The sequence below is a fragment of the Tsuneonella aeria genome (genome assembly GCF_009827495.1).
Taxonomy (GTDB): Bacteria; Pseudomonadota; Alphaproteobacteria; order Sphingomonadales; family Sphingomonadaceae; genus Tsuneonella; species Tsuneonella aeria.
Map to the genome: position 1 here is coordinate 211,456 of NZ_WTZA01000002.1, position 17,443 is coordinate 228,898.

At 68.5% G+C, this 17,443-nt stretch carries 20 protein-coding genes, 1 tRNA gene and 1 pseudogene; 11 read left to right on the forward strand and 11 right to left on the reverse strand.

The features are described from left to right. Positions 1–45: 45 nt before the first annotated feature. The 8 genes from GRI40_RS11510 to virB11 are packed head-to-tail and all read left to right on the forward strand — an operon-like array spanning position 46 to position 7,838. Positions 46–675: a lytic transglycosylase domain-containing protein gene (locus GRI40_RS11510; protein ID WP_160611724.1), complete on the forward strand. Its 630-nt coding sequence runs from the start codon at positions 46–48 to the stop codon at positions 673–675. Between the two features lie 3 nt (positions 676–678). Further along, entirely contained in the window at positions 679–993 is a 315-nt protein-coding gene (locus tag GRI40_RS11515) for a TrbC/VirB2 family protein (protein WP_160611725.1), read from the forward strand. A gap of 2 nt (positions 994–995) precedes the next feature. Continuing rightward, complete coding sequence (locus GRI40_RS11520; RefSeq protein ID WP_160611726.1) at positions 996–1,277, forward strand: VirB3 family type IV secretion system protein; 282 nt, start codon at positions 996–998, stop codon at positions 1,275–1,277. A 19-nt stretch (positions 1,278–1,296) separates the two neighbouring features. Then, positions 1,297–3,729, forward strand: a complete 2,433-nt coding sequence (locus GRI40_RS11525; RefSeq protein WP_160611727.1) for a VirB4 family type IV secretion/conjugal transfer ATPase — start codon at positions 1,297–1,299, stop codon at positions 3,727–3,729. After that, a complete protein-coding gene (locus GRI40_RS11530) occupies positions 3,726–4,916 on the forward strand; it encodes a TrbL/VirB6 family protein (RefSeq protein ID WP_160611728.1) in 1,191 nt (396 codons plus the stop codon). The genes GRI40_RS11525 and GRI40_RS11530 overlap by 4 nt, the downstream gene beginning before the upstream one ends. Beyond that, positions 4,913–5,719 carry a TrbG/VirB9 family P-type conjugative transfer protein gene (locus tag GRI40_RS11535; RefSeq protein WP_160611729.1) on the forward strand — a complete coding sequence of 269 codons (807 nt, stop codon included), beginning with the start codon at positions 4,913–4,915 and terminating at the stop codon, positions 5,717–5,719. Before GRI40_RS11530 ends, GRI40_RS11535 begins: the two co-directional genes overlap by 4 nt. An 11-nt stretch (positions 5,720–5,730) precedes the next feature. Further along, positions 5,731–6,840, forward strand: a complete 1,110-nt coding sequence (locus tag GRI40_RS11540) for a TrbI/VirB10 family protein (RefSeq protein ID WP_160612069.1) — start codon at positions 5,731–5,733, stop codon at positions 6,838–6,840. Next, positions 6,837–7,838 (forward strand): P-type DNA transfer ATPase VirB11, encoded by a 1,002-nt coding sequence (gene virB11, locus GRI40_RS11545; RefSeq protein ID WP_160611730.1) that lies wholly within the window; start codon positions 6,837–6,839, stop codon positions 7,836–7,838. The genes GRI40_RS11540 and virB11 overlap by 4 nt, the downstream gene beginning before the upstream one ends. A gap of 69 nt (positions 7,839–7,907) precedes the next feature. Here the strand turns inward: virB11 and GRI40_RS11550 are convergent, their stop codons facing one another. Continuing rightward, the gene (locus GRI40_RS11550) at positions 7,908–9,236 is read right to left on the reverse strand and encodes a mechanosensitive ion channel family protein (protein WP_237489162.1); all 1,329 of its coding nucleotides are present in this window, start codon (positions 9,234–9,236) and stop codon (positions 7,908–7,910) included. Positions 9,237–9,569: 333 nt separating this feature from the next. Here GRI40_RS11550 and GRI40_RS11555 point away from each other — a divergent pair. After that, a tRNA-Gly gene (locus GRI40_RS11555) sits at positions 9,570–9,643 on the forward strand. A gap of 452 nt (positions 9,644–10,095) precedes the next feature. Here the strand turns inward: GRI40_RS11555 and GRI40_RS14150 are convergent. The 9 genes and pseudogenes from GRI40_RS14150 to leuC form a co-directional block, all read right to left on the reverse strand. Next, positions 10,096–10,188, reverse strand: a pseudogene (locus GRI40_RS14150) (NUDIX hydrolase); the annotation flags it as partial. Between the two features lie 799 nt (positions 10,189–10,987). Next, complete coding sequence (gene grxD, locus GRI40_RS11565) at positions 10,988–11,317, reverse strand: Grx4 family monothiol glutaredoxin (RefSeq protein ID WP_160611731.1); 330 nt, start codon at positions 11,315–11,317, stop codon at positions 10,988–10,990. Between the two features lie 40 nt (positions 11,318–11,357). Beyond that, complete coding sequence (locus GRI40_RS11570) at positions 11,358–11,591, reverse strand: BolA family protein (RefSeq protein WP_160611732.1); 234 nt, start codon at positions 11,589–11,591, stop codon at positions 11,358–11,360. A 5-nt stretch (positions 11,592–11,596) separates the two neighbouring features. Continuing rightward, complete coding sequence (locus GRI40_RS11575; protein ID WP_160611733.1) at positions 11,597–11,920, reverse strand: DUF1476 domain-containing protein; 324 nt, start codon at positions 11,918–11,920, stop codon at positions 11,597–11,599. 60 nt (positions 11,921–11,980) lie between these two features. Next, the gene (locus tag GRI40_RS11580; RefSeq protein WP_160611734.1) at positions 11,981–12,979 is read right to left on the reverse strand and encodes an NADPH:quinone oxidoreductase family protein; all 999 of its coding nucleotides are present in this window, start codon (positions 12,977–12,979) and stop codon (positions 11,981–11,983) included. Beyond that, positions 12,976–13,578, reverse strand: coding sequence for a 3-isopropylmalate dehydratase small subunit (leuD, locus tag GRI40_RS11585; RefSeq protein ID WP_160611735.1), 603 nt, complete (start codon positions 13,576–13,578; stop codon positions 12,976–12,978). Before leuD ends, GRI40_RS11580 begins: the two co-directional genes overlap by 4 nt. Continuing rightward, complete coding sequence (locus tag GRI40_RS11590; RefSeq protein ID WP_160611736.1) at positions 13,578–13,736, reverse strand: isopropylmalate isomerase; 159 nt, start codon at positions 13,734–13,736, stop codon at positions 13,578–13,580. Before GRI40_RS11590 ends, leuD begins: the two co-directional genes overlap by 1 nt. Before the next feature lie 40 nt (positions 13,737–13,776). Continuing rightward, positions 13,777–14,241, reverse strand: a complete 465-nt coding sequence (locus GRI40_RS11595) for a DNA-deoxyinosine glycosylase (protein WP_337190563.1) — start codon at positions 14,239–14,241, stop codon at positions 13,777–13,779. Positions 14,242–14,267: 26 nt separating this feature from the next. Continuing rightward, positions 14,268–15,701 carry a 3-isopropylmalate dehydratase large subunit gene (gene leuC / locus GRI40_RS11600; protein ID WP_160611737.1) on the reverse strand — a complete coding sequence of 478 codons (1,434 nt, stop codon included), beginning with the start codon at positions 15,699–15,701 and terminating at the stop codon, positions 14,268–14,270. Positions 15,702–15,858: 157 nt separating this feature from the next. Between leuC and GRI40_RS11605 the strand changes: the two genes are divergently transcribed. Further along, positions 15,859–16,260 (forward strand): acyl-CoA thioesterase, encoded by a 402-nt coding sequence (locus GRI40_RS11605; RefSeq protein ID WP_160611738.1) that lies wholly within the window; start codon positions 15,859–15,861, stop codon positions 16,258–16,260. Positions 16,261–16,343: 83 nt separating this feature from the next. Here the strand turns inward: GRI40_RS11605 and GRI40_RS11610 are convergent, their stop codons facing one another. Then, complete coding sequence (locus GRI40_RS11610; RefSeq protein WP_160611739.1) at positions 16,344–16,757, reverse strand: hypothetical protein; 414 nt, start codon at positions 16,755–16,757, stop codon at positions 16,344–16,346. Positions 16,758–16,900: 143 nt separating this feature from the next. On the opposite strand from GRI40_RS11610, the gene GRI40_RS11615 reads away from it, so the two are divergent. Further along, positions 16,901–17,437: a sterol desaturase family protein gene (locus GRI40_RS11615; protein WP_337190564.1), complete on the forward strand. Its 537-nt coding sequence runs from the start codon at positions 16,901–16,903 to the stop codon at positions 17,435–17,437. The last annotated feature ends 6 nt before the right edge of the window (positions 17,438–17,443 follow it).

The window sequence follows — 17,443 nt, forward strand, 5'->3', positions numbered from 1 at the left end:
TGTCATCTAGTGTAGGCAGGGGCGCCGGGACGGAGGGTGTTTGCGATGATTCTCGCCAGATTGCGCGGCCTCGCCGCCATCGCGCTGGTCGTTTCCGCGGCCCCTGCGCAGGCCGATGTACTGGAAATCGGGGCGGACGGGCCGCGCTGGATCGCCGGCGCGCTCGCCGCCGCGCCGGCGGTGTCCGTGCAGGATCAGGCCGCCCCGATATCCGAACTCGGCGCCGATTTCGCCGTGCCGCCCCAGGCCGTGGCGGACGCTGCGCGCCAGGCCGGGATGGTGCCGGCGGTCTATGCGGCCAAGGTGGCGGAACTCGCCCGCCGGTTCGATCTGTCGCCGACCCTGATCGAGGCGCTGGTCTGGCAGGAGAGCCGCTGGCGGGCCGATGCGCGATCTCCGGTCGGGGCGCGGGGGCTGGCGCAACTGATGCCGGGAACCGCGCGGGAACTGGGCGTAAACCCCGATGATCCCTTCGCGAATCTGGAGGGCGGGGCGCGCTACCTGCGGGCGCAGATGGACCGGTTCGACGGCAATATCGAGAAAGCGCTGGCCGCCTATAACGCGGGGCCGGGGCGGGTCATCGCCGCGGGCGGCATCCCGCGCATTCGCGAAACGCAAGGGTATGTCGCCGCGATCATGGGGCGCCTGTCCAACCATTCGAGGGACACGAACTAGTCAATGAGAATTCTCTTTCGCCACGGAACACGTCTCGTAACACTCGCCGCGATGCTCTCGCCGACCGCCGCGTTCGCGCAGGCGGCGGATCCGGCCGGATCGGGCCCGATCGTTGCCGCACTGGGCTGGCTGCAGGGCACGCTGCTGGGCAACGTCGCCACGGCCGTCGCGGTGATGGCGGTTGCCGCGGTCGGCTTCATGATGCTGACCGGCCGGTTGAACTGGCGCTTCGGCGCGACGGTGATCATCGGCGTGTTCATCCTGTTCGGCGCGGCGAGCATCGTCGCGGGCATCCAGGGCGCGGCCGGGGCCGCCTGACGATGGAGCTTGTCCGCCATCCGGTCCACCGCGCGCTGACCCGCCCGCAGATGTTCGCCGGGGTGACGTACAATTACTTCATCATCAACTTCGCGCTGACGACGGAGCTGTTCCTCATCACCGGCAGCTGGTGGGCCCTGCCCGCCGCGGTGGTGTTCCACCTGTTCGGGTATTTCGCCTGCCTGCGCGAACCCCGCATCTTCGATCTCTGGCTGACGAAAGTCAGCAAATGCCCGCGCGTGCCGAACTGGAAGCGCTGGGGCTGCAACAGCTACGCCGCGTAGCGAAAGGACTGGGGTCCGCATGACCAAGTGGATCGGCGCCGCCGCCTGGAGCGCGAAGGAAACCCGCGCGGGCGACCGCCTGCCCTATGCCCGGCTGATCGACGGCAGCACCGTGCTGCTGCGCGACGGCAGCGTGATGACGGCGCTGCAGGTGCCCGGCCTGCTGTTCGAGACCGAGGATTCGGACGCGCTGAACCATCACGCCGCCACGCGCGAGGTGATGCTGCGCTCCACGCTCGATGCGCGGTTCGTGCTCTATCATCACGTCGTGCGCCGGCGGGTGGAGATCGAGCTCGACGCCGAATTCGCCGATCCGCTGTCTGCCCACATCGACCGCCGGTGGAAGGAACGCCTGGCCGGCGGTTCGCTGTTCGTGAACGACCAGTTCGTCACCCTCATCCGCCGCCCGGCGCGGGGCCGGGCCGGGCTGGCGGAAAGGGCCGGAAAGCTGTGGACCCGGAAAGGCCAGCAGCAGGTGGAGGCCGACCCGAAGGACATCCGATCGCTGAAGGCCGCGGCCACCGGTCTCGTCGCCAGCCTGCAGGCCTACGGCGCGGCGCTGCTGTCGGATTACGAAGGGCCGAGCGGGGCGACCAACAACGAGATCCTCGAACTGCTCAGCGCGCTCTACAACGGCGAGATGCGCCCCGTGCGGCGGCCGGCGGACGGCACCGACATCGGGCACATGCTGCCCTACCGCCGGGCGAGCTTCGGGCTCGACGCGATGGAATTGCGCGGCAGCGGCGCGCCCGGCTTCGCCGCCATGCTGAGTCTCAAGGACTATCCCGAAGCGACCAGCCCGGGCCTGCTCGACGCGCTGCTGCGCCAGCCGTTCGAGATGGTCGTTTCGGAAAGCTACGCCCCCGCCGAACGGACCACCGCGCGCGAGCGGATGGACCTGGCCCTCCGCCGCCTCAAGAGCGCGGACGAGGAAGCGATGGCGGAACGGGCCGACATGCTCTCAGCGCGTGACGCGCTGGGCAACGGCGCGGTCGGCTTCGGCGATCATCACCTCACCGTGCTGGTCCGGGAAACCACGCTGCCCGCGCTGGACGAGGCGACCGCCGCCTGCGCCGCCGCGCTGGCCGACACCGGCGCCATAGTGGTGCGGGAAGACACCAACCTTGAACCGGCGTTCTGGGCGCAGTTCCCCGGGAACGAGGCCTACATCGCCCGCCGCGCGATGATCTCCAGCGCCAACATGGCGAGCTTCGGCAGCCTGCACGGGATGGCGCTCGGGCAGGCGGACGGGAACCACTGGGGCGAAGCGGTCACGCTGTTGCAGACGACCAGCAGCACGCCGTTCTTCTTCAACTTCCATTCCGGCGATCTCGGCAACTTCACCGTCATCGGGCCGTCCGGTTCCGGCAAGACGGTGGTGATGAACTTCCTTGCCGCGCAGGCGCAGAAGTTTTCGCCCCGGACGATCCTGTTCGACAAGGACCGCGGTGCGGAACTGTTCATCCGCGGCATCGGCGGGCGGTACGACCGGATCGCCAGCGGCTTGCCGACCGGGTTCAACCCGCTGTCGCTGCCCGATACCCCGGGGAACCGTGCCTTTCTGCGCGACTGGCTGGGCGTGCTTCTGAAGGCGGACGGGCCGGAAGAACTGGCAACGATCGCCGGCGCGGTCGACGCTGCTTATGCCAACGATCCCTCCCTCCGCCGGCTGCGCCATTTCCGCGAGCTGCTGAGCGGGGCGCGGCGGCCGCAGCCAGGCGACCTCGCCGATCGCCTGACAGCGTGGATCAATGGAGGCGAGCATTCCTGGCTGTTCGACAATGCGGACGACCGGCTCGATCTCGAAACGCGCGTGCTCGGTTTCGACATGACCGCGCTGCTGGAAAATCCGCGCCTGCGCACGCCGACGATGATGTACCTGTTCCACCGGATCGAGGAGCGGCTTGACGGCAAGCCGACGATGATCCTGATCGACGAAGGCTGGAAGGCGCTGGACGACGAGGTGTTCGCCGCCCGCATCCGCGACTGGCTGAAGACGCTGCGGAAACGCAACGCGCTGGTCGGCTTCGCCACGCAGTCCGCGCGCGACGCGCTGGAAAGCCGCATCGCCACCGCGCTGGTCGAACAGACCGCCACGACGGTGTTCATGCCCAACGCCCGCGCCCGGGCAGAGGATTACTGCGACGGCTTTGGCCTCACTCACCACGAACTGGCGCTGATCCGCAGCCTGCCGGCGCACAGCCGCGCATTCCTGATCCGCCAGCCCGACGCCAGCGTCGTCGTCCGGCTCGACCTGTCGGGCGCGCCCGAGGTCCTGGCCGTACTGTCGGGCCGCGAAAGCACCGTTCGCCGGCTCGACCTGCTGCGCGAGGCGGTGGGCGACAGCCCGGCCGACTGGTTCGGTCCGCTGACCGGTCACGCCTGGCCCGGCGGCACGACGGTCGAGGACAGCGCGGAGGCCGACGTGCCGTTCCGCCTGGCTGCCGAATGAGCGCCGCCTGCGACCAGATCGCCGGGCAGGTCGGCAACGGCGTCGCCGCCGCCCTGCAGGCGGTCGATTGCGTGGCGGGGGAAACCACCGCCGCAGCGTTCGGCCGGCTGTTCGCGCCCGGCGGCGCGCTGCTGACCGTCCTCACGATCCTGCTGACGCTGTACGTCGCGTTCTTCGCGATCAACCTGCTGCTGGGGCGCGCCAGCCTTGGCGTGCGGTCGCTGACCCCGCGGATGATGACGCTGGGGCTGGTGCTGACATTTGCGACAAGCTGGGTCGCCTACAGCTCGGTCGTCTGGAATCTCGCCGTGGGCGGGCCGGACCAGATCGCCACGATCATAACCGGCAGCGGAGGTTCCGCCACGCAGGTCTTCGCGCAGAAGATCGACGTGGTTTTCCAGGCGCTCCAGCAGGCCAGCCCCGGCCAGGCGGAAGGCAAGGACATTTCGGCGTTTTCGCCGGAAGGGATGATGTGGCTGGGCGCCATGCTGTTCATGCTGGGCACCGTCGGCGTTCTGGTGACGGCGCGCATCGCGCTGGCCGTGCTGATCGCGGTCGGGCCGATCTTCGTGGTCATGGCGCTGTTTTCAGGCACGCGGGGGCTGTTCACGGGCTGGCTCAAAGGGCTTGTCATGCTGGCGCTGGTGCCGCTGCTCGCGGTGCTGGGCGGCAGCGTGATGCTGGAACTGGCGGTGCCCATCCTCGGCTCGCTCACCCAGACGCCTGGCCAGATCGACAGCCAGGCGGCGATGGCCTTCTTCCTGGTCGGCGCGGTCCACATGGCCCTGATGGTGATGGTGCTGAAAGTCACCGGCACGATGGTCGGCGGCTGGCGCGTGTTCGGGCTGGTCCCCGACAAGGATTCGCGCGGTGGCAGCGGCGGGGCTGCGGCCACCACTGCCGTCATGCCGGCCGCGTCGCCCGCGCTGCCCGCAACTGCTGGCGCCGCTTCCGCCGGGCCGGCCGACCGCCGCATCCCGGTGACCGCCTTCGCCACCGCGCCCGCCGCGAACGATGCCGGCGTGGCCGGGGTCGCGCCGGGGCGGCACACGCGGATCGTCACCAACACGGTCGCTTCAGCGCCGGGACAGCAGGGGCCCGGCAATGCACCGGGCGTGGCCCGGGCGCGCGGCATCGGCAGCCGGTTTCGCGCGCCGCCGCCCCGTCTTTCGGAGAAGATGAAATGATACGCATCCTGCCCCTCCTGGCTGCCCTGGTGCTGCCTGCCGCCGCGCACGCGAACGATGCGCGGATCGTCGAACGGTTCTACGATCCCGCTGCCGTGGTCCGGATCGAAGGGCGCACGAAAGTGCAGGCGACCATCCAGTTCGCCGACGACGAGCGGATCGAGAACGTCGCGATCGGCGATTCGCAGGCCTGGCAGGTGACGCCGAACAAGCGCGCCAACCTGCTGTTCGTGAAGCCGCTCGCCGCCAGCGCGGCGACCAACATGACCGTGGTGACCGACCGGCGCACCTACCTGTTCGACCTCGTCGCCAGCGCCGGTGCGCGCCCGCTTTACGTGCTGCGCTTCACCTATCCTGACGAACCCAAGGCGCAGATGGCGGAAACTGGCGGCCCGACGGCGGAGGAACTGGCCGCCGCGAGCGCGCCGGAAACCGTGACCGATCCCGCCGCGCTCAACTTCGCCTGGGGGGCCAAGGGCGATCGCAAGCTGCTGCCCGCGCGGACCTATGACGATGGCACCGCCACGTTCCTCGCGTGGCCGGCGGGCAGCCCGGTTCCGGCCATCCTCATCAAGGACGAAGCCGGGACCGAAGGCCCGGTGAACTTCACCGTGCGCGGCGACGTGATCGTGGTCGACGGCGTCCCGCGCGAGATCGTTCTGCGGTCCGGCAAGCAGGCTGCGACGCTGACCAACGCCGGGCCGGTGCGCCCCGCGCCGGCGGTTGCGCCAGTGCCGGTGCCGGCAAACCCGCAGGCGGCACTTGCCCGGACCGATCTCGCCCCGAACGGAGGGACACGCTGATGCGCCTCGCCATGCGACTGCCGGCCAGGAAGCCGGGTGACAGCGCCGTCGCCAACGACCTCGACCCGCGCGAAGGCGAAAGCGCGGAGATCATCGATCTCGCCAGCCGCAACGCTTTCCCCGCGGTCACGCAGCGCAAGGGCAAGTCCGACGGGCTCGGCCTTGCCGCGGGGGTCGCGGTGATCGGCCTGCTCGGCGCGGTCACGCTGTGGAGCATGAACGCCGCGCGGACCGAAAAGGCCGAAGGCGTGGGCGGGGCGCAAGTCGCTCCGGCTCCGGGGCCTGTCGTCATCCCGCCCGAAGCGGTGACCACCGTGGCGCCCGGCCCCCAGACGCAACCGGCCGGGGTTCCGCGCGCGGACCCGGCGCCGCAGCCGGTGCTGGCGCACATGCCCGCCGCCGCCCCGCTGCCGGCCGCGAACCCCTATGCCAACCCGACGGTCGTGTTCGACGCCGGCAATATCGCCGGGGGCGTCGGCGATGCCGCGACCGTCCCTGCCCCTGGCGAGGTTGCGGGGGCGAGCGCGGGTGACTTCGCCAGCCGCGTGGGCGGGGTCGGCGGCGGCCCGGCCCAGGCCCGCGCCATGGTCGATCCGCAGACCACGGTGACGCAAGGCACGCTGATCCCGGCGGTGCTGGAAACCGCCATCAACACCGACGTCCCCGGCTTCGTGCGCGCGGTGGTGAGCCAGGATGTCCGCAGCTTCGATGGATCGCGCGTGCTGGTGCCGCGCTCCAGCCGGCTGATCGGCCAGTACCAGTCGGGCCTGCAAGGTGGGCAGAAGCGCGCCTACGTCATCTGGACCCGGCTGATCCGGCCTGACGGGGCATCGGTCAACCTCGCCTCGCCCGCAGTCGGCTTCGACGGGACGACCGGGCTTGCCGGATCGGTCAACAGCCACTTCTTCAAGCGGTTCGGTTCCTCGATCCTGCTCTCGGTGATCGGCGGGCTCGCCTCGGGCGGGGCGTCGGTGGTGCTGGGCGGCGGGACCAGCGCGGCGAGCACGGCGCTGCAACAGGACGGCCAGATCGCGCCCACGGTGCGCGTGCGGCAGGGCGAGCCGATCCGCGTGTTCACCGCCCGCGACCTCGATTTCAGCCAGGTCCCCGCGGTCAAGTGACGGCGGACATCCACGCGCTGCCGGGCGCCGAAGGCAGCGGCGCCGCGGAACGCAGCGTCTATCTCGACGCCTACCTCGCGCCGTTCGCTCACTGGCTGGCGCGCGACACGGTGACCGAGATCCTGGTCAACCGGCCGGGCGAGGTGTGGATCGAGGATGCCAGCGCCGGCGGCATGCAGCGGGTCCAGGCGCCGGAGATCGACGACCGGTTGATCCAGCGGCTGGCCGAACAGGTCGCCCGGGTCAGCCACCAGGGCATCAACCGCGAACATCCGCTGCTCGGCGCCACGCTTCCGGGCGGCGCGCGCGTGCAGTTCTGCGGGCCCCCGGCGGCGCGCAGCCATTGGGCGATGGCGATCCGGCGCCACCGCCGACTGGACCTGCCGCTCGACGCCTATGACACGGGCCCGCTGGCGCCGGCGGATGCGGCGAACCTGCCCGATCCGCAGGCGCGGCCCGTCGATTTCCTGCGGGCCGCCATTCGCCAGCGCCGGACCATCCTGATCTCCGGCGGCACGAGCACGGGCAAGACGACGTTCCTCAACGCCATGCTGGGCGAAATCCCGCGGCACGAGCGCGTGATCCTGGTGGAGGACACGCCCGAACTGCGGCTTCCGGGCGAAAACGGCGTCGGTCTCGTCGCGGTGAAGGGCGAGCTGGGCGAGGCCAAGGTGACGCCGAACGAACTGCTCCAGGCCGCACTGCGCCTGCGGCCCGACCGCATCGTGCTGGGCGAGCTGCGTGGGGCGGAAAGCGTGAGCTTCCTGCGCGCGATCAACACCGGGCATCCCGGCAGCTTCTCCACCATCCACGCCAACAGCCTGCGCGGGGCGCTCGATCAGCTTGCCCTGATGGTGATGCAGACGGGCATCGGCCTCACCCGCAGCGACACGATCGCCTACGCCGCCAGCGTGATCGACGTGATCGTGCAACTGGGCCGTGACGCCAACGGCAAGCGCGGTATCGCCCAGATCGCGGAGACCGCGACACTGGTCTGATCGCGCGCGCGGCGAAGAGCGCTGCGCCCCGGCTCTGCAAAAGGGGCAGGGTGGCCGGGGGGAGTGCCGCTAGCTTTCGTCCATGCGCCTGATCGAAATCTCCGGCAGCTTCACGATCGCGATTTCCTGCCCGGGGTTGGGCATGACGATGTCATTCTCGCGGAACTTCGCCAGGATCCTGCGGTAAATCTCGCTCTGGATGTTGCCCAGGCCGTCTTCCGGGTCGCTGATCCAGAAGCGGATTTCCAGCTTGATGCCGTTTTCGCTTATATTGGTGATGCGGACCGCGGGCCTGGGAGCATTGAGCACGCGCGGGCTTTCCCGCGTGGCATCGTGGATCAGGCCCTCCACGAGATCGAGATCGCTGTCGTAACTCACTTGGAGCGACATGCGGATGCGGACATCGCGCGAGGAATAGTTCCAGTTTTCCACCCGCTCGGTCATCAGCAGTTCGTTGGGGACGAGGTGTTCCTTGCCGTCGCGCGTGATCACGGAAACGGCACGCGTGCCGATCTTTTTGACCTCGCCGACCGCGTCGCCGACGACGATCACGTCTCCCGGCTTGATCGACCGATCCATCAGGAGAATGAACCCCGAGGCCAGGTTGCTGAATATCTTCTGCAATCCGAATCCGAGCCCGAGGCCGATCCCGCCCGAAAAGATCGACAGCGCGGTCGGATCGATGCCCAGCATGTCGATGGCAAGGAAGATGGCCAGCACCACGATTCCCACGGCCGCGACTTTTTCCGCAAGCAGGCTTTGCGTGATGTCGAGATTGGGGCGCGTGCGGATGAACGCCCTGGCCCCGCGATTGGCGATCCGGACCAGCGCGTAGAGGACAACCCCGGCAAAGCCGACGCTGAGCAGGTCGAGGAGGGAGAACCGGGTTTCGCCGAACGACAGCGCGAACCCGTCGAGCGAGCGCTGGACCCATTCCAGCTGATCGTACCGGCTGCTGAGCACCCAGAACCCGCAGACGGCCGCGATCGCCAGGGCGGCGCTGGGCGAGACGTTGAGCGCCAGCGCGATGCGCCGCGCCGCGACCGCGGCGGCGAGCGGAATCGCAAGGTCGAACAGCAGGCTCGAATACGGGGGCCAGTCATGGCCGGCGGCAGCGATCGTCAGGAACGCCATCGTCAGCACCGCCGCGACCGCCCGGGCCGCATGGTCGCTCGCCAGCGGCACCTTGTGCTCGGATTCCGCGAACCGGGGAACCACTGCCTGCTCGAGCCACCGGCCCACCCGGTTGCCGACCAGCCGGTCGATCAGGACCACCACCACGACGATGGCCGCCGCCACCGCAAGATTGCCGAGGTCGGCCGACGTGAGAGGCGGCAGCCCGAAGAACGTGCCGACCGCGGTCCTCGCCTCCTCAACCGTCGCTGTTGCGGGAATCATGTCCGGTTCTCCAGTGCCGCCGTCATTTTGCGGAAATCCCTGACATATGGACCGGCGCCGCTGACGAAACCCGCGCCGGGATCCTTGTTCCAGCGGGCCTTCATCCTCGCGGGCCGCCCTGGCTCAGCGGGTCGACCCGCGCGTTGTCGCCCTTCAGCAACCGGGCGACGCGGTATAAGGGACCGAATGCGCCGGTTTCCATAGCCGCTGAACGCTCCGCCGGCGCGATCGTGCCGGCGCGCAGAGCCCGGGGGTTTCGTGAGACAGGCTGGCCCCATCCGTTGGACCATCGATCGCCTCCGCGCCGCGATGTACCGCACTTGCCGTGGCAGGGCGGCCTTGGCCGAGTGGTTAGGCACCGGGCTTCCATCCCGTTCACAGGAGTTCGATCCTCCTAGGCCGCTCCATCGACGTCATCCCCTCAACCCGTGCGTTACCGAATTCACGCGCCCCCGTCGCCCAACTGGATAGGGCAAAGGCGCCTCGGCCGCCGGAACGAGCTGCGAGGCCCGGTAACGAAATCTGCTTTCGGTGAAGCGTCAGACCGCTTCGGTCCCTTGCAGGCGCATCTCGCGATCGGGGGGAGTGAACGTGTCGAACGATCCGGGTGTCCGCCTGGCCGCCTTTCGCGCGTCACCTGTCAGGCGCGCGCCACCGTGCTGAGACGTTCCCCGCAAACCGGGTAGCCGGCGTCGGCGGGGATCATCAGCCATGGTTCGCCGTCACGCTCCTCCATCCAGGGCGAGATCGTCTGGACAGGCGTAGCCTGCGCCTGCGCCCGCGCGGCGGCGAAATCGGGAAAAATCGCCAGCCGTTCCAGATTGCGGCGCGTGGGGAATATCAGGTCCACCTCGCCGCGCTCCGCCGCGTCCAGTGCATCCGCTGCGCTGGTCCAGAACAGATGCGTGTTCTCCGTCGCGTCGATCTCCAGTTCGACCGCCCCGGTGCCGAGATCGGCGAGGTAGAAGCGCGTATCGAAGATTCGCGGCAGGCGTTCGTTTCGCGGGTGCCAGCGGGCAAATGGCACCAGTGCATCAAGATCGAGCGTCCACTGCATCGCGGCCAGCACGGGCGCGAGCTCGCCGCGTTCGAGCAGCAATGCCCGGGCGCGCCGCGCTTCGGAATCGCTCGGCACCTCGCGGATGCCGATGACCAGGCCTGCCTCCTCAAGCGTCTCGCGAACGGCGGCGATCCGGTGGGCAGCCTCTTCGTTGTCGAACGCGTGGTCGAACGTCTCCGCGAGTTGGCGATCCGCTTCGTCGACCCGTCCGCCTGGGAACACGGCCATCCCGCCGGCAAAGCGCATCGCGTTGGAGCGGGTGACCATCAGTATCTGGGGCGGGCCACCGGAAGGCGCGCGCCGGAACACGATCACGGTGGCTGCGGGGATCGAAGGTTGCGGCGCGTTCGGGTCCATCGCGCGAGTCTGGCTGGACACCGGTTGCTTGCCAAGAGCGATTATCGCGCACGGACTGTCGGCGTGCCTTACAATACCGAAGCCCGGTTAAGGAGATTAACCATCGCGAGCCGCGGTTTTCCCGGGTTGGCGCCACTTGGCACGGGATGTGCTGGTAAACCGATACCCAACGGTCTTCGATCGAGGCGGAGCCCCTTTGTCTCCCTGGTTGCCCCCGGTGTCTCCCCGGGGTTTCCTGGCTCCGCCTCCCCGACCGCACCCAACCCTGGACATGAAAAACCCGTCCGGCCTACCCAGCCGAACGGGGCACAATTTGTCCGTACAAAGGCGCCGGTCAGGCGGTGCCGGGAGCAGCCCTTTCGGTGAGGAGCTGCTGCAATTCGCCGGCTTCGAACATTTCCATCATGATGTCGCTGCCGCCCAGGAATTCGCCGCCCACGTAAAGCTGCGGAATCGTCGGCCAGTCGCTGTAGGCCTTGATCCCCTGGCGGATTTCCATGTCCTGCAGGACATCGACCGTTTCGTACGGCGCGCCGCAGTGGTCCAGGATCTGGATCGCACGGCTGGAAAATCCGCACTGCGGAAACAGGGGGGTGCCCTTCATGAAGAGCACCACCTGGTTGTTCTGGACGATATCGCTGATGCGCTGATTGACGTCGGACATGGCCCGGACCTTCCGATTCTTGGGAACGAGGATTGGCGCTTCAGTTGGGAACCGCGGTGGTGAGTTGCAAGGCGTGGAGTTCCCCGCCCATCCGCTCCCCCAGCGCTGCATAGACCATCTTGTGCTGGGCGATGCGGCTCTTCCCGGCGAACGCGGACGAAACGACATGCGCGGCGTAGTGGTCGCCGTCGCCGGCAAGGTCGCGGATCACGACCTCCGCATCCGGCAGGGCGCTGCGGATCAGTGCCTCGATCTCGAACGCGGGCATCGCCATGGGGCTCAGCTCTCGCTCATCAACTGGCGCCGTGCCTCGACGCTCTTTTCCTCGAGCGCCGCGCGAACCGCCGCTTCGTCGACGTCCGCGCCAGCGCCCGTCAGGTCACCCAGCACCTTGCGGATCACGTCCTCGTCGCCCGCTTCCTCGAAGTCCGCCTGGACCACCGCCTTGGCGTAGGCGTCGGTCTCTTCAGGGGTGAGGCCCATCTTTTCCGCCGCCCACTGGCCCAGCAGGCGATTGCGCCGCGCCGCCACGCGAAAGGCGGTTTCTTCGTCCATCGCGAACTTGCGTTCCTCGCCGCGCTCACGATCCTTGAAGTCGGTCATGTCGGTCCTTCGTGAAATGTTGAGCGCAAGTCATAGGGTGGCCGGGCAGGGGCGGCAAGGTCAGTCGAAGGTGACGACCAGCTTGCCGACAGCTTCGCGGTTCTCCAGCTTCGCGATCGCTTCGCCGCCGCGTTCGAGCGGGAACGTCTCGGAGATCAGCGGATCGATCTTGCCCGCCTTCAACAGCTCGAACAATTCGGCCGCCTGCGCCTTGAACTTCTCCGGCTCGCGCATGGTGAAGGCGCCCCAGAACACGCCGCAGATATCGCAGCTCTTCAACAGGGTGAGGTTGAGCGGCATCTTCGCGATGCCGGCCGGGAAGCCGACCACCAGGAACTTGCCCTCCCACGCGATCGCGCGAAGGGCGGGTTCGGAATACTGGCCGCCGACGATGTCATAGACGATGTTCGCGCCTTCGGGTCCGCACGCCGCCTTGAACGCGTTGGCGAGGGCCTTTGATGCATCCTTGTCCATGGCCTCGCGCGGGTAGATGACGACATCGTCCGCGCCGGCCCGCCGGGCGACTTCGCCTTTTTCCTCGCTGGAGACGGCGGCGATCACCTTCGCGCCGAATGCCTTGCCGAGCTCCACCGCCGACAGCCCGACGCCGCCCGCCGCGCCGAGGACCAGCATCACGTCGCCCGGCTTGATGTGCGCGCGATCCTTCAGTCCGTGGATCGTGGTGCCGTAAGTCATCATCAGGGACGCGGCCTTTTCGAACGGCACGCCCTCGGGCACGGGGAACAGGCGCCGCGTATCGACCGCGACCTTTTCTGCCAGTCCGCCGTTGCCGATACCGCCGAACACCCGGTCGCCGGGCCTGAACGCGGTAACGCCTTCACCGACGGATTCGACCACTCCGGCGATCTCCCCGCCGGGGGCATAGGGGCGCTCCGGCTTGAACTGGTAGAGGTCGCGGATCATCAGCGTGTCGGGAAAGTTGATCGCGCAGGCCTTTACCGCGACGACGACCTGGCCCGCCGCGGGGACGGGATCGTCCACCGTGTCGAGCGTGAGCGTGTCCGGTCCGCCGACGGCGTGGGTGCGAAGTGCTTTCATGCGATCGTCTCCGTTGCGCTGGCGAGCCAGGGCATGTCGCGCGCCTGGCGCGCTTCGTATGTCGCGATGGCATCGCCCCGGGCCATCGTCAGCCCCACCTCGTCCAGCCCTTCCAGCAGGCATTGCTTGCGGAACGGGTCGATCGCGAAGGCGAAGCGGTCCTGGTACGGCGTGGTCACGACCTGGCTTTCCAGGTCGATCGTGATCGGATGATCCTGCGCGACGGCAAGCAGCCGGTCGACCTGATCCTGGGGCAGCACGACGGTGAGGATGCCGTTCTTGAACGCATTGCCGCTGAAGATGTCCGAGAAGCTGGGCGCGATCACGGCGCGGATGCCGAGGTCGAGCAGCGCCCATGCCGCGTGTTCCCGGCTCGATCCGCAGCCGAAATTGTCGCCAGCGATCAGGATCGGCGCGCCGGCGAAGGCGGGCTGGTCGAACACGTTGCCGGGGGCGGAACGCACGGTTTCGAACGCACCGCGGCCGAGCCCGTCGCGAGTCACCGTCTTCAGCCAGTGAGCGGGGATGATGACGTCGGTATCGACGTTGCTGGTGCCGAACGGAATCGCCCGGCCTTCCACCTCGCGCAGCGGCTCCATCAATCGGTTTCCGGAGGCTCGCCCGAAGGGATGGGGCCGAGCTGCGTCGGCTGGTTCTTCTCCTTGCGCCTGGTGGCATAGAGGAGCGCCGCGGCGACGGCGGCCGAGCCGATGGCGGCACCTGCGGCGATGGCCTTGCCGGTGATCTTGCTGGTCATGGACCCATCATTGCGGAACGGCGCACGCGGGCGCAAGGGCTCAGCCGAGGAAATCGGCTAGGCCGGCCCAAACACGCTCTTTCTCGGCCAGGGGCAGCGATGCGTAGGCGGGCGAGGATGACGGCAGATCGATCAGCGCAAGCCCGCTGCCGGCGAGCTGCGGCCGGCCGATCGCGGCGCTCTTGCGCCCATTGAAGGCCACCGCGCGCAATCGCGGCAGGGTGGCCACCAGGCCCGCGAGGGACGCGTGCTCCGCCTGCCGGATCGCGGCGTCGAGGCTGCCGGTGCGGCGGGCGGAGGCGACCGTGTCCCACAACGCGATACCCGCGCCTGCGAGGGCTTCCAGCCGCGCGGGATAGTCCAGCGCGACGAGATCGCGGCCGACCGCGCCGCCGGCGAGGTGCCAGAACAGGTTGCGCGTGTGCGCGTAATAGCGCCCCTGGGCCAGCGACGCCTCGCCAGGCAGGCTGCCGAGGATCAGCACCCGCGCATCGGGCGCGGCCACGGGGGCGAAGGCATGCTTGCGCGCGTTCAGCGCATCAGCTCGCGTACATCGGTGAGGCGGCCGGTGACGGCGGCGGCGGCGGCCATCGCGGGGGAGAGCAGATGCGTGCGCGCGCCCGGCCCCTGGCGGCCGACGAAATTGCGGTTGGAGGTGGAGGCGCAGCGTTCGCCCGCCGGCACCTTGTCGGGGTTCATCGCCAGGCAGGCCGAACATCCCGGTTCGCGCCATTCGAGGCCGGCATCGATGAACACCCGGTCGAGCCCTTCGGCTTCGGCCTGCCGCTTGACCAGGCCGGACCCGGGCACGACGATGGCCCACTTCACCCCGTCCGCCTTGCGCCGCCCGCGCAGCACTTCGGCCGCGGCGCGCAGGTCTTCGATCCGGCTGTTGGTGCAGCTGCCGATGAACACGTTTTCGATCGCGACGTCGCGCAGCCGCTGGCCCGGCTCCAGCCCCATGTAATCGAGCCCGCGGCGCACCGCTTCCTGCTTCGAAGGATCGGCGAAGCTTTCGGGCGAAGGGACCGTGCCGCCGATCGGGGCGACGTCTTCGGGGCTGGTGCCCCACGAAACGGTCGGCTCGATGGCGGCGGCATCGATGGTGACGGAACGGTCGAACACGGCGCCCGCGTCGGTCGCCAGCGTGCGCCACCACGCGACCGCGCGGCGCCAGTCATCCCCTTGCGGCGCGAACGGACGCCCCTGGAGATAGGCGAACACCGTGTCGTCGGGCGCGATGATGCCGGCCCGGGCACCGGCCTCGATGCTCATGTTGCAGACCGTCAGGCGGCCTTCCACGCTCATCGTTTCGAACACCGGGCCGCGGTATTCGATGACGTGGCCGGTACCGCCCGCCGTCCCGATCGCGCCGACGATGTGGAGGATGAGGTCCTTGGGCGTGACGCCGGGGGGCAGCATCCCTTCCACGCGCACTTCCATGGTCTTCGATTTCGTCAGCAGCAGGGTCTGCGTGGCGAGCACGTGTTCGACCTCGCTGGTCCCGATGCCGAAGGCGAGCGCGCCCACGCCGCCGTGGGCCGCCGTATGGCTGTCGCCGCAGACGATCGTGGCGCCCGGGAGGGAGAAGCCCTGTTCCGGCCCCACGACGTGAACGATGCCCTGCGCGGCTGCCGTGGGCCCGATATAAGGCACCGCGAAATCGGCCGCGTTGCGCGCCAGTGCGGCAAGCTGCGCGGCGCTTTCCGGGTCGGCAATGGGCAAGGGATTGCCCGCGGCGTCGGTCCGGGGCGTGGTGGGCAGGTTGTGATCGGGAACCGCCAGCGTCAGGTCCGGCCGGCGAACCGGGCGCCCCGTGGCCCGCAGCGCATCGAACGCCTGGGGGCTGGTGACTTCGTGCACCAGGTGGCGATCGATGTAGAGCAGGCTGGTCCCGTCGTCGCGGGTCTCCACGACATGGGCGTCCCAGATCTTTTCATAAAGGGTGCGGGGGCGGCTGGCCATGCAGGCGGGCTAGGCCGCCGGGCCGCCGCCAGACAAGATGGGAAATCTTGGCATCGCCGCGGGTCCCCATTTACATCCCGCAAGTCCCCGATGGCGGCGCGCACGAAATCGCCGCGCGGGTCATGTATTTGCAACCCATACGTGCTAACTTACAAAAATGTCAGCAATTCCATTCCACTTCCCGATTCGCATCGTGCCGGCCGACATCGATTTCATGGGGCACGTCAACAATGCCCGCTATCTGGGATGGGTGCAGGACGCGGTGCTTGCGCACTGGAACAATCTGGCCCCGCCGGATGCGGTGGCGGAACGGCTCTGGGTCGCCCTGAAGCACGAGATTACCTATCGGCGCCCGGCGTTCCTGGACGACGACGTGATCGCCCGGACGGTGCTGGAGAAGATCCATGGCGCCCGCGCGTTCTATCACACGGTGATCGAACGTGGCGGGGAGGTGCTGGCCGAGGTGAAATCGAGCTGGTGCTGCGTCGATGCGGGCACCAAGCGCCCGGCCCGGATCGGCGAGGAAATCGCCCGGTTCTTCTTCCCGCCATCCGGATAGCCATTCCGGCGGGCGGCTCCGCGTAAAGAAAAGAGGCGCCGCACACGTGGTGAGACGCCCCTTTTCCAGTTCAATCGACGGGCTTACCAGCGGCGGCCGTCGCGATCGCGGCGCTCGTGGTTCAGGCGCTGGCGAACCTGGTGGATACGGTTCTGCAGGACGTGGAATTCACGCTCGCTCAGGCCGTTGCGGCTGTAGCTGTAGTACTGCTGCCGCAGGTTGCGGACATCGCGCCGGAGCGCGGCCGCTTCGCGTTCGGAAATCCGGTCGCGGCGGTCGATGCGGTCCACCCGCTGGGCAAGCTGGTCGATCTGCGCACGGATGGCGTTGGCCTGACCGCGCCGGTCGTACCGGTCGTCGTAGCGGTCGCCGCGATAGTCGTTGCGGTCATCGTAGCGGTCGCGCTGCTGGTAATACTGTGCCTGGGCAGGGACAGCCGCCGCGAGGGACGCGCTCCCGACGAGGGCGGACAGGATGATCTTGGTGCTGAGACGCATGGTTATGTTCCCTTTTCTCGCGCCAGCGTTCGGCTGACCATTCATGTTTATGGCCGCTTTTATGAACGGTGCGCGAACGCATTCTGCAGAAAGCGGGAAAAACATGGGTCGCATCGCCGCCCGGCGCGTATTAAATTGGCTTCGTGTCACCCATCGCCGCCATCGCCATCGTGATCGCCACCGTCCTCGCGATGGAATGCCTCGCGTGGGGCAGTCACAAGTACGTGATGCACGGCTTCGGATGGGCCTGGCACCGCGACCATCACGAACCGCACGACGGTTTCTTCGAGAAGAACGATCTCTACGCCATCGTCGGCGCGGCGATCAGCATCGCCATGTTCGCGGCCGGCAGCCCGATGATCATGGGCGCGGATGCGTGGGCGCCGGGCACGTGGATCGGCCTCGGCGTACTGCTTTACGGGGTGATCTATACGCTGGTGCACGACGGGCTGGTTCACCAGCGCTGGTTTCGCTGGGTGCCGAGGCGCGGCTATGCCCGGCGGCTGGTCCAGGCGCACAAGCTGCACCATGCGACCATCGGCAAGGACGGGGGCGTCAGCTTCGGCTTCGTCTTTGCACGCGACCCGGCCAGGCTGAAAGCGGAACTGAAGCGCCAGCGCGAGGCGGGCATCGCCGTGGTGCGGGATAGCGCGGTGGTGCGGGATAGCGCGGGCGCCTGAGGCGGG

Excerpts from the sequence above, each read along its gene's own strand:
- GRI40_RS11530 (WP_160611728.1), top strand. The coding sequence starts at position 3,726 with ATGAGCGCCGCCTGCGACCAGATCGCCGGGCAGGTCGGCAACGGCGTC.
- GRI40_RS11515 (WP_160611725.1), top strand. The coding sequence starts at position 679 with ATGAGAATTCTCTTTCGCCACGGAACACGTCTCGTAACACTCGCCGCG.
- GRI40_RS11610 (WP_160611739.1), bottom strand. The coding sequence starts at position 16,757 with ATGCGTCTCAGCACCAAGATCATCCTGTCCGCCCTCGTCGGGAGCGCG.
- leuC (WP_160611737.1), bottom strand. The coding sequence starts at position 15,701 with ATGGCCAGCCGCCCCCGCACCCTTTATGAAAAGATCTGGGACGCCCAT.
- GRI40_RS11605 (WP_160611738.1), top strand. The coding sequence starts at position 15,859 with ATGTCAGCAATTCCATTCCACTTCCCGATTCGCATCGTGCCGGCCGAC.
- GRI40_RS11520 (WP_160611726.1), top strand. The coding sequence starts at position 996 with ATGGAGCTTGTCCGCCATCCGGTCCACCGCGCGCTGACCCGCCCGCAG.
- grxD (WP_160611731.1), bottom strand. The coding sequence starts at position 11,317 with ATGTCCGACGTCAATCAGCGCATCAGCGATATCGTCCAGAACAACCAG.
- GRI40_RS11570 (WP_160611732.1), bottom strand. The coding sequence starts at position 11,591 with ATGGCGATGCCCGCGTTCGAGATCGAGGCACTGATCCGCAGCGCCCTG.
- GRI40_RS11590 (WP_160611736.1), bottom strand. The coding sequence starts at position 13,736 with ATGACCAGCAAGATCACCGGCAAGGCCATCGCCGCAGGTGCCGCCATC.
- GRI40_RS11540 (WP_160612069.1), top strand. The coding sequence starts at position 5,731 with ATGCGACTGCCGGCCAGGAAGCCGGGTGACAGCGCCGTCGCCAACGAC.
- GRI40_RS11575 (WP_160611733.1), bottom strand. The coding sequence starts at position 11,920 with ATGACCGACTTCAAGGATCGTGAGCGCGGCGAGGAACGCAAGTTCGCG.
- GRI40_RS11535 (WP_160611729.1), top strand. The coding sequence starts at position 4,913 with ATGATACGCATCCTGCCCCTCCTGGCTGCCCTGGTGCTGCCTGCCGCC.
- GRI40_RS11510 (WP_160611724.1), top strand. The coding sequence starts at position 46 with ATGATTCTCGCCAGATTGCGCGGCCTCGCCGCCATCGCGCTGGTCGTT.
- GRI40_RS11580 (WP_160611734.1), bottom strand. The coding sequence starts at position 12,979 with ATGAAAGCACTTCGCACCCACGCCGTCGGCGGACCGGACACGCTCACG.
- GRI40_RS11525 (WP_160611727.1), top strand. The coding sequence starts at position 1,297 with ATGACCAAGTGGATCGGCGCCGCCGCCTGGAGCGCGAAGGAAACCCGC.
- GRI40_RS11550 (WP_237489162.1), bottom strand. The coding sequence starts at position 9,236 with ATGATTCCCGCAACAGCGACGGTTGAGGAGGCGAGGACCGCGGTCGGC.
- leuD (WP_160611735.1), bottom strand. The coding sequence starts at position 13,578 with ATGGAGCCGCTGCGCGAGGTGGAAGGCCGGGCGATTCCGTTCGGCACC.